Source organism: Marinomonas alcarazii (assembly GCF_003208215.1).
Classification (GTDB): Bacteria; Pseudomonadota; Gammaproteobacteria; order Pseudomonadales; family Marinomonadaceae; genus Marinomonas; species Marinomonas alcarazii.
Genome location: NZ_QKLW01000001.1, coordinates 860074 through 873344 on the forward strand (window position 1 = coordinate 860074; position 13271 = coordinate 873344).

The 13271-nt window shown below is 42.2% G+C and carries 15 protein-coding genes; 8 read left to right on the forward strand and 7 right to left on the reverse strand.

Annotation, left to right across the window (positions count from 1 at the left end; genetic code table 11):
* Window positions 1–52 precede the first annotated feature (52 nt).
* On the reverse strand, window positions 53–1810 hold the full coding sequence (locus DFP75_RS03765) for a formylglycine-generating enzyme family protein (RefSeq protein ID WP_110572356.1): 1758 nt from the start codon (window positions 1808–1810) through the stop codon (window positions 53–55).
* An 88-nt stretch (window positions 1811–1898) separates the two neighbouring features.
* Here DFP75_RS03765 and DFP75_RS03770 point away from each other — a divergent pair, with 88 nt between their 5' ends.
* Window positions 1899–2510 (forward strand): MiaE family protein, encoded by a 612-nt coding sequence (locus DFP75_RS03770; RefSeq protein ID WP_110572358.1) that lies wholly within the window; start codon window positions 1899–1901, stop codon window positions 2508–2510.
* 137 nt (window positions 2511–2647) lie between these two features.
* On the forward strand, window positions 2648–2959 hold the full coding sequence (locus tag DFP75_RS03775) for a hypothetical protein (protein WP_110572360.1): 312 nt from the start codon (window positions 2648–2650) through the stop codon (window positions 2957–2959).
* 90 nt (window positions 2960–3049) lie between these two features.
* Here the strand turns inward: DFP75_RS03775 and DFP75_RS03780 are convergent, their stop codons facing one another.
* The 4 genes from DFP75_RS03780 to queC all read right to left on the reverse strand — a co-directional run bounded on the left by DFP75_RS03780 (window position 3050) and on the right by queC (window position 5835).
* Complete coding sequence (locus DFP75_RS03780) at window positions 3050–3826, reverse strand: UDP-2,3-diacylglucosamine diphosphatase (RefSeq protein WP_110572362.1); 777 nt, start codon at window positions 3824–3826, stop codon at window positions 3050–3052.
* The gene (locus tag DFP75_RS03785; RefSeq protein WP_110572364.1) at window positions 3826–4320 is read right to left on the reverse strand and encodes a peptidylprolyl isomerase; all 495 of its coding nucleotides are present in this window, start codon (window positions 4318–4320) and stop codon (window positions 3826–3828) included. Before DFP75_RS03785 ends, DFP75_RS03780 begins: the two co-directional genes overlap by 1 nt.
* 49 nt (window positions 4321–4369) lie before the next feature.
* Entirely contained in the window at window positions 4370–5020 is a 651-nt protein-coding gene (gene queE, locus DFP75_RS03790; protein ID WP_110572366.1) for a 7-carboxy-7-deazaguanine synthase, read from the reverse strand.
* A 155-nt stretch (window positions 5021–5175) separates the two neighbouring features.
* Window positions 5176–5835 carry a 7-cyano-7-deazaguanine synthase QueC gene (queC, locus tag DFP75_RS03795; RefSeq protein ID WP_110572368.1) on the reverse strand — a complete coding sequence of 220 codons (660 nt, stop codon included), beginning with the start codon at window positions 5833–5835 and terminating at the stop codon, window positions 5176–5178.
* Window positions 5836–6063: 228 nt separating this feature from the next.
* Here queC and DFP75_RS03800 point away from each other — a divergent pair, with 228 nt between their 5' ends.
* The 5 genes from DFP75_RS03800 (at window position 6064) to cysS (ending at window position 11279) form a co-directional block, all read left to right on the forward strand.
* A complete protein-coding gene (locus DFP75_RS03800) occupies window positions 6064–7050 on the forward strand; it encodes a bifunctional helix-turn-helix transcriptional regulator/GNAT family N-acetyltransferase (protein ID WP_110572370.1) in 987 nt (328 codons plus the stop codon).
* A complete protein-coding gene (locus DFP75_RS03805; protein ID WP_110572372.1) occupies window positions 7047–7781 on the forward strand; it encodes an AzlC family ABC transporter permease in 735 nt (244 codons plus the stop codon). Before DFP75_RS03800 ends, DFP75_RS03805 begins: the two co-directional genes overlap by 4 nt.
* On the forward strand, window positions 7778–8107 hold the full coding sequence (locus DFP75_RS03810; RefSeq protein WP_110572374.1) for an AzlD domain-containing protein: 330 nt from the start codon (window positions 7778–7780) through the stop codon (window positions 8105–8107). The genes DFP75_RS03805 and DFP75_RS03810 overlap by 4 nt, the downstream gene beginning before the upstream one ends.
* 111 nt (window positions 8108–8218) lie before the next feature.
* Window positions 8219–9892, forward strand: coding sequence for a glutamine--tRNA ligase/YqeY domain fusion protein (locus DFP75_RS03815; protein WP_110572839.1), 1674 nt, complete (start codon window positions 8219–8221; stop codon window positions 9890–9892).
* Window positions 9893–9896: 4 nt separating this feature from the next.
* Window positions 9897–11279: a cysteine--tRNA ligase gene (gene cysS, locus DFP75_RS03820; protein WP_110572376.1), complete on the forward strand. Its 1383-nt coding sequence runs from the start codon at window positions 9897–9899 to the stop codon at window positions 11277–11279.
* Window positions 11280–11361: 82 nt separating this feature from the next.
* Here cysS and DFP75_RS03825 read toward each other — a convergent pair whose 3' ends face one another.
* Window positions 11362–11796 carry a universal stress protein gene (locus tag DFP75_RS03825; RefSeq protein ID WP_110572378.1) on the reverse strand — a complete coding sequence of 145 codons (435 nt, stop codon included), beginning with the start codon at window positions 11794–11796 and terminating at the stop codon, window positions 11362–11364.
* Window positions 11797–11862: 66 nt separating this feature from the next.
* Between DFP75_RS03825 and DFP75_RS03830 the strand changes: the two genes are divergently transcribed.
* Entirely contained in the window at window positions 11863–12357 is a 495-nt protein-coding gene (locus DFP75_RS03830) for a hypothetical protein (protein ID WP_110572380.1), read from the forward strand.
* A 25-nt stretch (window positions 12358–12382) separates the two neighbouring features.
* Here DFP75_RS03830 and DFP75_RS03835 read toward each other — a convergent pair whose 3' ends face one another.
* Complete coding sequence (locus DFP75_RS03835) at window positions 12383–13135, reverse strand: DNA topoisomerase I (RefSeq protein ID WP_110572382.1); 753 nt, start codon at window positions 13133–13135, stop codon at window positions 12383–12385.
* Window positions 13136–13271 lie beyond the last annotated feature (136 nt).

The window sequence follows — 13271 nt, forward strand, 5'->3', positions numbered from 1 at the left end:
CAAAGAGTTACTGTGGACCATAACAATTTCGAATAGGTGACATTTAGCGGAATTATTCTGATTTAGATAAATCATTTGATTGCTGAATAATCCTAACCACTCTGAATCCCCAATTGCTGGCTTTTAACTCGGGTTCTGCTCGATATCGAGTGGAACTACGACCAACTCTTGGAATATCAAACCATGATCCGCCCCTTAGAACGCGGCTATCACATTGGTTTGCTAGCCAAACTTGGTTTTGGGTTGGGGCGCCTTCATAAGTATCGTGATAGCAGTCTTCAACCCATTCAGCGACGTTTCCGTGCATGTCGAAAAGGCCTAGCGGGTTACTTGCTTGGCTACCAACAGGGGCGGTAGAAACACCATCCCACTGGCTTCCGCAGCTGTCACAAACGCTGTAACCAGCTTTTACTGTATCGCCATACCAGAATGCGGTATTAGAATCGGCTCTGGCTGAGTATTCCCATTCAATTTCAGTGGGTAGGCGGTATTCGGCATTTGTTTCACTGGAAATCCATGCAGTATAAGCTTTGGCATCGTACCAGCTAACGTTGATTACTGGCCTTTGTCCACGTCCCCAGCCATTATCTGGGGGGAGTGCCCGACCAGTCGCTTTGGCAAATTTGTCGTATTGATTAAAAGTCACTTCATGTTTGCTGATATAAAAGCCACGCGGAATATCCACTTCATGGGCAGGTTTTTCATTGTCATCGCCAATCCGACTTTGATCTCCCATAATAAAGGTGGCCGGAGGAATTTTTTCGACCTTTGGGGCTGTTCCGCCAGATATAAGCGGCTCTTCTAGTACTTGAGGTAATGCCTCAAAAGGGGTTTTTGCCGGCTCTTTTGGTGGTTGAGGTTTGGTAACCGCAATGGTCTCTTCCTCTGGTGGCGTGTTGGTCCAAAAAGCAAATGCAGCAATGATGCTTAACGTTAATATTGATCCTATTGTTAATTTTATGGGCGATAGTGTGCGGATATAGCGTTTAACGGCGCGTTTTGTAGGAGAGCTATCACTGACTTCTTGCTTGTAAAGGTTGGCGCGAATAATGCGAATCACTTCAGCTAAGGATTTAGGACGATGGCGTTCACTGTCTCTACACCATTTTAATAAGCGTCCCCAAGTCGCATCGCTAAGGTTTGGATGCGTATCTGGAAGCCCTGTGCTGAAATCTTTATCAAGAATAGATTCCCCTAACAAGGTTGCCATTAACAGTCGCATAAAGGCGTATTTATCAGCCGCTTCAGTTCGTTGCTGATCTTTTTTTAGGTACTCTGGAGGGAAAAGGCGGATATCCATTTCACTCTCTTCAATACGCTTCATCCAATTATGAGCGCCAAACCCAGTCATTATGCCTAGGCCATTAACAACATGGATGGAACTTAAGTCAAGATGACCATGGAACAAGCCGTTTCTATGTACTTGATCCAATGCTTTAGCAATATTGTCAAATAAGCTAATCACCACATTGAGTGGTGCACCATCTGGATATTTGCCTAAAAAACTGTATAAGTTTTCACCGCCGCACACAGCAGACGTTGAGAATACCCACAAGTTAGAATAAAAGGGTGGGTAATTTGGAGTGATGGCAGGATGCTTTACGCTAGCGTATTTACGGGCATTTTGTAAAAAATCTTCTACCTTGCCTTTGCCAGATTGATAAAATCGTAGCACAAAAGGGCGCCCACCCTGATCTGCAACCCATGTCGTTTTGCGACTGTCCACTGGGTAGTTTAAGACGTACGGATCTAGCTCTACGCCAACATGTTGGCCAATTTTTAGTTTCTGAGGGTCATAAAAATCATTCATTACGAATTTGATATCCAAATCAAGACGTTGCTGCCTAAGTACTTAATACAAGGTATAATCACGTTTTTTAACATAAAAAGGTAGAGTAATGTTATCTGCGTACCCAGAGCTTGTTGAATTTCTTCCATGTGAGTCGCCTAAGGCATGGGTAAATTGGGCACTTGAGAATCAAACTCTATTGCTTAATGATCACGCTCATTGTGAAAAGAAAGCCGCTTCAACGGCTATGAGTTTAATGTATCGTTACGTTGATCGCGACAACCTACTGCATAAAATGTCTCGTTTGGCTCGAGAAGAGTTATTGCACTTTGAACAAGTACATAAAATTATGCGAAAACGCGATGTCGCATATGATCATTTGACGGCCTCACGCTATGCTGAAGGCTTACGTAAGCATATCAGAACTCATGAGCCTGCGCGTTTGGTTGATACCATGATTATAGGCGCTTTTGTTGAAGCGCGTTCCTGCGAGCGCTTTGCCGCACTCGCTCCCCATTTAGACGAAGAGCTGTCGAAGTTTTATATTTCTTTGCTTAAATCTGAAGCGAGACACTTTCAAGATTATCTTGAACTTGCAAAAGAATATTCTAATGAGCCAATTGATGATCGTGTGGCTTTTTTCCGTGACTTAGAAGAAAAGTTAATTACTGAGCCTGATGAAGAGTTCCGTATGCACAGTGGCCCACCAAGTTTGATGTAAATTACAAAATGCCACAATCTTTAAAGACTTCTTCTGGTGACTTTTGAGTAGGGTGCTACACTCATAGAAAGGTCCATGTTTGATCCTTGAATCTGCAAGGGCCTCAGAATATTACTCTTGAGATTCTGGAGGATATAATGAGCATACATAAGAGTGAAACTCTACCAGATGTGACACATTGGCTTGCATTAGAGATTGCGAAAGTTGATCCTGTTGTCGACTTGGATGCTATGTATAAAGGGTCTTTAGAGTTGGATTTTTTATACCAGCTACTTACGTGTAAGGCTCAGCAGCATTGGTGGCAAGAACATGGCATTCAATTGAGCCCTGTGATCGTGAATAATGCATTTTTCCGCGCAGTGGCAATGCTTCATAACCGTAGCATTGAATTTAATCGTTCGCGTAATAGAGAAGAAACAGTTTGGGTTCGTGAGCTCTTGAAGCGCTAGGTATTTATAGAATATGCAAAAAAAGCCAGCTTATGCTGGCTTTCGTTATAATGGCTAAAAGCCTATGAACCTACACGCTATGGTCACCACTTAATAAAGTGATTCTCTGTGTACTTCCTTTAGGCTAACTAATCCTTTTTGCTCAAAGTCTTCCACGCTTGCGTTCGATTGAGTGTATGTTTTACCTTCAATACTTGCCAGCCAAATACACTTATCCCAGTCACCTAGCACACAACGCAAATGTTGATCATCTTTATGAATATCTGGACGATGTGTGTGTCCATGTATCAGGCTTTTACAATGATGTTGATTTAAAGATTCAGCAACCGCTGATGGTGTGACATCCATGATTTCCAGAGATTTTTCGGTCGCCATAGACTTGCTGTCATTGCGAAGCTGAGCCGCCAACGCGATACGCTGTTCAATTGGCATCGCTAATATGTGTTGTTGCCATTGGCTAGAGCGCACGGTTTTTCTAAACGCTTGATATTCTGTGTCATCCAAGCAATATTCATCGCCATGTGTTAGCAGCACAACACGATCTTCAAGAGCCAGTTTGGTCTGTTCATGAATAAGCGTCGCGCCAACACGATCTATCCAAGCTTGACCAATTAAGAAATCTCGGTTGCCGTGTAAGAAATACAGAGAGGTCCCTGACTTCGATACTCTTGCTAAGGCGTTTTCTATCTGAGTATTCCAGTCTGCCTGAAAATCGTCCCCGATCCATGCTTCGTAGAAGTCTCCCAGTATATATAGCTCTGCCTTTTCATTGCGTGCGATAAGCTCTTCGGTCATTTGTACAAACGCCCGGATAAGATCCGGGCGTTTGTGGCTCAGGTGTAAATCTGAAATAAAATAACGAATCATTATTTTACTAGTTCAGCACTTTCAATGATCACATCTTCAACAGGAACATCTTGGTGTCCTGATTTCATTGTTGTTTTCACTTCTTTGATCTTATTAACGATATCCATACCCGCAGTCACTTTACCAAATACCGCGTAGCCCCAACCATCTGGTGTTTTACTACGGTGATTTAGGAAGCTGTTATCTGCTACGTTGATGAAAAACTGCGCTGATGCAGAGTGTGGGTCCATTGTACGAGCCATCGCCAATGTGCCTACTTCATTTTTAAGGCCGTTGTCAGCTTCGTTTTCGATTGCTGTGCGAGTTTCTTTTTGAGTCATTCCTGGCTCAAAACCACCGCCTTGAACCATGAAACCATTAATGACACGGTGAAAGATTACGCCATCGTAAAAACCTGAAGTCACATAGTCTTCAAAGTTTTTCGCTGTTTTAGGTGCTTTTTCGTAATCTAGCTCAACGTGAATGTCACCGTGGTTTGTATGTAAAATGATCATTTAAGTTTCCTTATAAAGTTAACGCGGTAATGTAAAAATGAGATCATGCTTAATCAATGTTGAGCATTTTATGTGTTTGTAAGCTAAGACGCCACCGTGGATGTGATAAACAATAGTGCAAAGTGGCTTGTTGAGTATCAATCAGTGGAATTTGATCCGCGGTTAAATGGCTTTGATCCATAGGTTGTAGGTAGAAATGCTGAAAATCTAGATCTTCAAATAAATCAGGCGAGAGATGGGACTGCGGATACACTAGCTTAATTTCGTTGCCTTTGCTTACCACTAAAGGTTTTGTGGTTTTTGGGCTAACGCATACCCAATCAATACCGTCAGGAAGAGGCAGAGTGCCATTGGTTTCAATAGCAATAGTGTAGCCGTGCTGTTTCATTTCAATAATGAGTTTTTCGTCAAGTTGAAGTGCTGGCTCGCCGCCAGTAAAAACAACGTATTTGTGTCCTTGGCCAGCAGGCCAAAGTGCATCAATATGGGCGCGCAGTTGTTGGGCCGTTTGGAATTTCCCACCATGTTGGCCATCTGTGCCTATAAAATCAGTGTCACAAAATTGGCACTCGGATTTGGCGCGTGTTTTTTCTAAACCAGACCACAAATTGCAGCCGGTAAAACGACAAAATAGAGCAGGGCGTCCAGCATGGGCGCCTTCGCCTTGTAATGAATAAAAAGCTTCTTTAATTGAGTACATTGGTTATACCTGTTACATCTCGAAAAACAGTCGAGGCAAGGGTTATAACTTTAGTTAATCATTTGATAGCGTATTGGTCATTTGTGGAACAAAAGCCAATGGGCACTAAAACAAACACACTAAAATCAGAATAAGTTAATTGTTTAACTCGGTGGTTAAACTTCGTAATCCAATGGATCAGTCGTACCTTGCTCCGCAAACGCTTCTAAACGTTCGTAGCAAGCGCCACATTTTCCACAAGACTTTTCACGGCCATTGTAACAAGTCCATGTATTGGCGTAGTTAAGATTCATCTCTAATCCGGCTTTTAAAATTTCACCTTTTGAAGAGTGTAAAAATGGTGTGACGATTTCTACAGACTGGTAATTGGCGATTTTAGACACCGCATTCATCGCTTCTACAAATTCCGGACGGCAATCAGGATAAATATGATGGTCGCCTGAATGAGCACCGTAATAAACCTTTCCAGCTTCTAGGGAAACGGCATAAGCAATCGCCATAGAAAGTAAAACCATATTACGGTTAGGGACAACGGTGGATTTCATGTTGTCGTCTTCATAATGCCCTTCTGGAATTTCTGCATCGCTGGTGAGTGATGAGTTTGCCATTAAGCTATTAATTGCCGTGATATCGACAACTTTATGTGTCACCCCTAATTCATTACAGACACGTGCGGCAACTTCCAGTTCCTTACTGTGCTTTTGTCCATAGTTAAAGGATAAAGCATAAACATCCAGCCCGTTTTGAATGGCTGTGTTCAAAACAGTAAATGAATCCATTCCTCCTGAATACACAACGACGGCTTTTTCAGACATCTTTTGGCTCCTCAAATTAAGCTTTTATATTACTGAAAAGATCACAGTAATTAGACGAGGGTTGATAAAGCGCGGAGTATAGCAGACAGGCAAACGTTTAAACTAGAAATCATAGAGGAAACAAGGCTTGAAACCGTTAGAGGATTACGATATTTTTATATTCGTAACTGGTTACCTAATTTTATGTGACCTTTCATTATTGTTAAATTTTAATTTCCTAGGAACAACATGGAACAGTTCGGAGTGCTGACACTTGGCAGTCGCCTAAAGCGATTAAGTGATCATTTATTCATGCAAGTGCAAGAAATATATTCTCAATGCGAGATACCCATTTCGGCAACCTTTTTCCCTATTCTTAGGCTGTTACAGAAAACCGGGAGCCTATCTGTGATGGAAATAGCTGACAGCTTGAATCTGAGTCATCCGGCGGTGAGCAAGCAGACCACTAAGATGATCAAAGAGGGGTTGCTGGAAAAAACAGTGGATGAGCAAGATCAGCGAAGATCCTCCTTGCGCCTTTCTAACTCTGGCCTAAGTGCTATGCAGCGCGTTGAGCCTGTTTTACAAGAAATGAAAATTATCTTGGAAAGAATGTTGGACTTTTCCAGTGAAAATTTTATGGAGGGTCTGACGTGCCTAGAATCCCAGATCTTAAGTGGAAGTAGCTTGGCGGATAAAGTGCTGGATCGTTTAGAGTCTATCGAGATAGTGCCGATGGAAAGCCAGCATGAGCAAGCATTTTACGATCTAAATATGGCTTGGCTTGAACGTTATTTTCCAGAGCAGATTACAGAGAAAGACCGAGTTCAGTTAAGTAATCCGCAAGAAAGAATTATTTCAGAAGGTGGTATGGTTTGGGTGGCGATTCGCAAAACAAAATCGGTTGACTCAGTTGTTGGGACCATTGCTTTTGCGCCTACTGAGGGCTTTGGTGCAGACAATAAAAGAGCTGAAGTCTTCAAGCTTTCAGTCGCTGAGCACGCTCAAGGCAAAGGGATTGCTCAACGTTTGTTGTCTGCTGCGATTGATTTCTCTGCTCAGCAAGGCTTTTCAGTGTTATCGCTAGAAACGTCATCGATTTTAAAGTCAGCAAGATGTCTTTATGACAAAAACGGTTTTATTGAAAAAGCATTTCCAAACCCTTCTTTATACGAGAGAGCAGATGTGTATATGGAAAAAACATTAACCTTAACAAAAAGCCGAGATATGTCATGAATACTTTGCAGCATATGCGCCGTGGTTCTGTCGCATCGATTCCAATGATTATTGGTGGTATACCCTTTGGGTTGTTGTTTGGCTCGTTAGCGTCCAGTTACGGATTAAGCCCTTGGTTTGCCATTGCTATGTCGGCCTTTGTATTTGCCGGTTCCGCGCAGTTTGTTGCGCTTGGCTTGATTGCCCTGCAAGCGCCTATTTGGGTCATTGTTTCGACAACCTTTATTGTTAATTTGCGCCATCTTTTGTACGCCGCGGATATGGTTAAGTTTGTGAAACACTTACCCATGTCGATGAGAATTATCATGGGCTTTGGGTTAATCGATGAAACGTATGCCGCTGTTCGCCCCATGTATGAAGTAGGTTCAGCGAATGAAAAAAATGGACATAAAGTCTACATAGGTTCGTTTCTGTCGTTTTATGTCATGTGGAATATGACCACCATTTTAGGGGTTCTGTCTGGTGAACTCATTCCTGGCATGAGTGAATGGGGATTGGAATTTGCAATGGTGGCAACCTTTATTGGCATTATCACGCCATATTTAAAACACAAAGCATTTTGGTTGTGTCTATTAAGTGCTGGAGCGTCTTCAATCATTTTGTTTGATTTGCCGAATAATTTGGGGCTTTTGGTTTCTGCAATCATTGGTGTGGTAATGGGGTTTGTGAGCGACTCTTCGAGTAAAACGGTTTCAGAAATAGATGATAGTATGCAAGAGGCGAGCAAATGAATTTATGGCAAGGTGTTCTCATTATTTTTGGTATGTTTGCTGTGACCTTTGGTGTGCGGTTTGTACTCTTTGCCCGTGCTGACAAAGTCGTGATGCCTGCTTATATTGAAAAGGCACTGAAATTTGTACCGGTTGCTGTACTAACCGCCATCATTACCCCGATGGCTTTAATGCCAGATAGTAAGTTAGATCTCACATTGACCAATCCTTGGTTGCTAGGTTCTCTTGCTGCTTTTGTCGTCGGGATTTGGCGACAACAGCAACTGTTGACCATTCTAGTGGGCGTTTTGGTTTTCTTTGTAGCGAAATATGGTTTTTCTTTATAAAAAAGAGAAAAGATTTTCTGCCCAATATCCCATGCAAACCTAAATACTATATACTTGGCGGTCAAAGTAACAATATTGTTAGATCAACACTTATCGGGACTTACATCAAACATGTCAGAAACGTCTAAACCAGGTAATTTTATTACCCAAATCATTGATAAAGATAACGAATCAGGCAAGCATGGCGGTAAGGTTCTTACTCGCTTTCCTCCTGAACCAAATGGCTACTTACACATTGGCCATGCTAAATCTATTTGCCTTAATTTTGGCTTAGCGCAGCGTTACAACGGTCAATGTAATCTACGTTTCGATGACACTAACCCAGAAAAGGAAAGTGTTGAATACATCGAATCTATTAAGCGTGATGTTGAATGGCTTGGTTTCGAATGGAAAGGCGAACCTAAGTTTGCTTCAGACTATTTTGATCAGTTATTTGATTTTGCAAAGCAGTTAATTAAGCTAGGTAAAGCTTACGTATGCGAACTTAATGCTGAACAAATGCGCGAATACCGTGGCACATTAAAAGAGCCTGGTAAAAACAGCCCATTCCGTGATCGTAGTGTCGAAGAAAATATGTCGCTTTTTAGCGATATGGCCAACGGCAAATACAAAGATGGCGAAGTGGTTTTGCGCGCCAAAATTGATATGGCGAGCCCAAACATCAATATGCGTGATCCAATCATCTATCGAGTGCGTCATGTGCATCATCACCAAACAGGTAACAGATGGTGCGTTTATCCAATGTACGACTTCACTCATTGCTTGTCCGATGCACTGGAAAATATTACGCATTCTGTTTGTACGCTGGAGTTCCAAGATCACCGCCCATTGTACGACTGGGTGCTAGATACCTTGAAGACAGCGCATCCGCAGCAAATTGAATTTGCTCGTTTGAACTTGAACTATACGGTGACCAGTAAACGTAAATTGAAACAACTAGTGGATGAGAAGCACGTTCATGGCTGGGATGACCCTCGTATGCCAACCATTTCGGGCTTGCGTCGCCGCGGTTATACCGCACAATCTATCCGCAATTTCTGTGAGCGCATTGGTGTAACCAAGTCTGACAGTGTTGTTGATGTTGGTATGCTTGAGCACGCTATTCGCGAAGATTTGGATGCGAGTGCAAATCGTGCCATGGTGGTGTTGAACCCAATTAAGGTAACACTAACCAATTACCCTGCAGATAAAGAAGAAATCTTCAGTGTAGGGAATCATCCAAAAAATGAAGAAGCGGGTACTCGTAAAGTGCCATTTAGTAAAGATCTGTACATAGATGCAGCCGATTTTGCTGAAGTGCCACCTCGCAAATGGAAACGTTTGACACTGGATGGTGCTGTTCGTCTTCGTGGTGGCTACGTCATTATTTGTGATGAAGCAATTAAGAATGAAGCGGGTGAAGTGGTAGAGCTCTTGTGTCGCTACGATGAGAAAACACTTGGTGTAAATCCAGAAGACTACAAACCAAAAGGTGTTATTCATTGGGTAAGCGCTAAGCATGCTGTAGACGCGACCGTGAATCTTTATGATCGCTTGTTCGTCAATGAGGCGCCGGATGCCAATTATGAAGATAAAACCTTCTTGGACTTTATTAACCCTGAATCGTTAACGGTTTTGACAAACGCGAAGGCTGAGCCTTCTTTGTTGGACGCTGAAAAAGGTCAAGGTTTCCAGTTCGAGCGTGAAGGCTACTTCTGTCGCGACTTGAAAGAAGACGGTATGGTATTTAACCGCACTGTGACGTTACGTGATTCTTGGGCGAAAATCGAAGCAAAAGGAAATTAAGCGCATGTTGAAGATTTACAACACCCTTAGCGGGAAGAAAGAAATTTTCAAGCCAATTGAAGAAGGCAAAGTGGGAATGTATGTCTGTGGCAACACGGTTTACGACTTCTGTCATATTGGCCATGCTCGCGCGATGATTTCCTTTGATATTATTTCGCGTTTTATTCGTCATCTAGGTTACGAACTTAATTACGTTCGTAACATTACCGATGTTGACGATAAAATCATCAAGCGCGCTGAAGAAAACAATGAATCAACTCAGTCTCTGACTGAGCGAATGATTGCGGCACAACGCGAAGACGAATTGCGCCTTGGTAATAAAATGCCGGACCGCGAGCCAAAAGCCACCGAATTCATGCAAGAAATTATTGATATGGTGCAAATCCTTATTGATAAAGGTTTTGCCTATCAAGGGACTTCTGGTGATGTTTACTATCGAGCTACTAAATTTAAGGAGTACGGTAAATTAAACAACCGTAAACTTGAAGATATGTTAGCTGGTGCACGTATTGACGTGGAAGTGGCCAAAGAGCACCCTGCGGATTTTGTTTTGTGGAAGCAGGCAAAAGCGGGTGAGGTATCATGGTCTTCGCCTTGGGGAGACGGTCGTCCTGGTTGGCATATTGAATGTTCTGCCATGTCGACAAACTGCCTTGGTAGTCATTTTGATATTCATGGTGGTGGCCCGGATCTTAAATTTCCACATCATGAAAATGAAATTGCTCAGTCAGAAGCGGCGACGGGCAAGGACTATGTTAATTATTGGATGCACTGTGGTGCCGTTCGCGTTAATAATGAAAAAATGTCTAAGTCGTTAGGCAACTTTTTCACTGTACGTGATGTGTTGGCTAAGTTTAACCCTGAAGTGGTTCGCTATTTGATGGTTTCAAGCCAATACCGTAGTGCGATTGATTATTCGGATCAAAGTTTGTCGGAAGCCAAAGTCGCTCTAGAGCGTCTTTATACAGCGTTGCGTCAGCAGCCAGTTGCTGAGTCATTTGAGCCAACGGCTTTCACTGAGCGCTTTGAAGAAGCCATGAAAGACGACTTTAACACGGCCGTTGCTGTTTCTGTATTATTTGAGCTTGTTCGCGAGCTAAACAAGGCAAAAACAGAAGATGCGGATAAAGCATCTGCATTGGCTGCAGAGTTGCGTGCTTTGGCAGAGTTGCTTGGTTTGCTTTACCAAGATCCGGAATACTTTCTGCAAAATAGCACAGTATCTGAAGGCTTAGACGAAGCTGCGATTCAAGCTTTGATCGACGAAAGAACGCAAGCACGCAAAGATAAAAACTTTGCGCGCAGTGATGAAATTCGTGATGAATTGGCTAGTCAAGGTATCGAGCTGTTGGATAGCCGTGAAGGAACGACTTGGACGAGAAGCTAAAATTATTCGCGTCATCCATTAAAAAGGCGATGTTATAAAAAAAACATCGCCTTTTTGTTGTTTTGCTGAATTGTTTCTTAGATTAGTCTTTTACGACTTTAACCGCTAAAACATCGCAAGGTGCGCCGTGAAGAACACCGTTTGCAGTAGAACCTAGAAGTAGGGCGAGTCCATGGCGGCCATGGCTACCAACGACAATTAAGTCCGCTTTCTTTTCTTCAGCGATGCGGTGTATTTCACTCTCTATCCCGCCTTGAGAAATGCAGCTTTCTTGTACTGGCACATCCAATTGAGCTTCAAGAATGGAAATGCGCTCTTTTGCTGTCTCTTGCAGTTGCGCTTGGATATCTGTGATATCTATTGGAACATCACCACCATAGGCGTAATTGAGTGATTCAATGACGTGAAGTATGGTAAGTTCTGCGCCAGTAGCTTTGCACAGTGCAACAGCCTTATTTGCTACCTTGATACTTTCATCTGTTAGATCAACAGCGAGTAGAATTCTGTTGTACATCATAGAACACCTCCAAATTTAGCTCGATTTACTAATTTTAGTTTAAAACTTAGAGAGACACTTTAAATTATGACTGCTCTTATCGTTATTTTTATTACATTGTCATTAATGGGTTCGGCACTGTGGATTATGCCTCCAAAAAAAGAGCGCCAGCGAATGAGCCTACGTATGCAGGCGCGAAAGCTTGGTATTACCGTCCAGCTTACATCAATTGACCTTCCTGACAAGTGGGATAAATCAAAAAATCGGCAAAAAACAGTAGCTTATTCTCATTATCGCCTAAAGCCGCTTGCTACTTTGCCAGAAACCATTTGGATATTACCGTTTGAAGTTTGGAAGTTTCACGCTATTACAGAGGGCTGGTGGGCAAGCGAGTCATTTCAATTGGACGAAAAGGCGTTAAATATTTTAAAAAAATATGCATCAATACTTTCAGCCATAAAAATTACGGCGGATGGGGTTTTTTGTTATTGGGATGAAAGTGGGGATGAAGCGATATTAAATGAGTTGTTTGAGCTTATTACGGCATTGGAAAAAATTCGTAGTGTCACTCATCAAAAATGACACTACTTTACGGTGCTGATTTTGCTCAGCTGTCTTTTGGCACTTCTAAATTATGCAATAGCTCAGACAGCACTTCTTCTGGGTTCTCGCTTTCTTTCATTGCGGCTATTTGAGGAGAGAGAATTTCCTTCATTCTGTCTGTAATAAAGTTTTTTAAGGTGTTTTTTTCCGGACGTTCTGTTTCATCGGACTTTATATGAGACAAAATGACACCATAAAGGGTTTGTGCAACACGCATGTCACCACTGGCAAAGTTTTTGTTTGCTTGCACCATTTGACGATTAACTTGCACCCATAGGTTAAGCCAGCGCAGGTACTCATAACATGCTTGGTAATGGGAGTGACTAATGCGGCCTTTACGGCGTAAATACAGTAGCATTTTTGCTAACTTGGTTAATCTTTCTTTGTAGTTTGATTTTTCTTGGAAGCTAAAAAGCTCTGGTTCAGGGTTAAATTTGAGTGGCTCGTTTTCTCGGTTTTCTTCGGCGGTCGCGATGCGGATTTCAATTTTCTCTGGATCATCTGTGTATTGCAGAAGTTCTCGAAGTGTGTCTAGATAGAAATCATATAGCACATCGGTGGCAATATTATCTGTATTGATATCCTTTAATCCCCGAATGTGCTGCTCAACGCGATCGGCTCTATTGGACAGCTGGAGTTGTTTGACACGACGTTCAGTTATTTCTTTTTCTTTCTGATGGGCGCGCGATCCTATTACTACAGACAAAAGTACAATGATGATCAAAAATGCAATTGTTAAAATTTGAAGGGTAGCCATGATTGTCCTTAAGCAATGAATTCAGTATGTTAAATAAGAAATACTAAGTTCAACAAGATTTAATGTGTGAAACAATACAGGGATCGCTTGTCATATAAAAGATGTTTACTTAATATCAGCGCCCCTAGAGATGAAA

What these genes read in the sequence shown, in the direction of transcription:
- DFP75_RS03765 (WP_110572356.1), bottom strand. Translation starts at nt 1,810, where the DNA reads ATGAATGATTTTTATGACCCTCAGAAACTAAAAATTGGCCAACATGTT.
- DFP75_RS03770 (WP_110572358.1), top strand. Translation starts at nt 1,899, where the DNA reads ATGTTATCTGCGTACCCAGAGCTTGTTGAATTTCTTCCATGTGAGTCG.
- DFP75_RS03775 (WP_110572360.1), top strand. Translation starts at nt 2,648, where the DNA reads ATGAGCATACATAAGAGTGAAACTCTACCAGATGTGACACATTGGCTT.
- DFP75_RS03780 (WP_110572362.1), bottom strand. Translation starts at nt 3,826, where the DNA reads ATGATTCGTTATTTTATTTCAGATTTACACCTGAGCCACAAACGCCCG.
- DFP75_RS03785 (WP_110572364.1), bottom strand. Translation starts at nt 4,320, where the DNA reads ATGATCATTTTACATACAAACCACGGTGACATTCACGTTGAGCTAGAT.
- queE (WP_110572366.1), bottom strand. Translation starts at nt 5,020, where the DNA reads ATGTACTCAATTAAAGAAGCTTTTTATTCATTACAAGGCGAAGGCGCC.
- queC (WP_110572368.1), bottom strand. Translation starts at nt 5,835, where the DNA reads ATGTCTGAAAAAGCCGTCGTTGTGTATTCAGGAGGAATGGATTCATTT.
- DFP75_RS03800 (WP_110572370.1), top strand. Translation starts at nt 6,064, where the DNA reads ATGGAACAGTTCGGAGTGCTGACACTTGGCAGTCGCCTAAAGCGATTA.
- DFP75_RS03805 (WP_110572372.1), top strand. Translation starts at nt 7,047, where the DNA reads ATGAATACTTTGCAGCATATGCGCCGTGGTTCTGTCGCATCGATTCCA.
- DFP75_RS03810 (WP_110572374.1), top strand. Translation starts at nt 7,778, where the DNA reads ATGAATTTATGGCAAGGTGTTCTCATTATTTTTGGTATGTTTGCTGTG.
- DFP75_RS03815 (WP_110572839.1), top strand. Translation starts at nt 8,219, where the DNA reads ATGTCAGAAACGTCTAAACCAGGTAATTTTATTACCCAAATCATTGAT.
- cysS (WP_110572376.1), top strand. Translation starts at nt 9,897, where the DNA reads ATGTTGAAGATTTACAACACCCTTAGCGGGAAGAAAGAAATTTTCAAG.
- DFP75_RS03825 (WP_110572378.1), bottom strand. Translation starts at nt 11,796, where the DNA reads ATGATGTACAACAGAATTCTACTCGCTGTTGATCTAACAGATGAAAGT.
- DFP75_RS03830 (WP_110572380.1), top strand. Translation starts at nt 11,863, where the DNA reads ATGACTGCTCTTATCGTTATTTTTATTACATTGTCATTAATGGGTTCG.
- DFP75_RS03835 (WP_110572382.1), bottom strand. Translation starts at nt 13,135, where the DNA reads ATGGCTACCCTTCAAATTTTAACAATTGCATTTTTGATCATCATTGTA.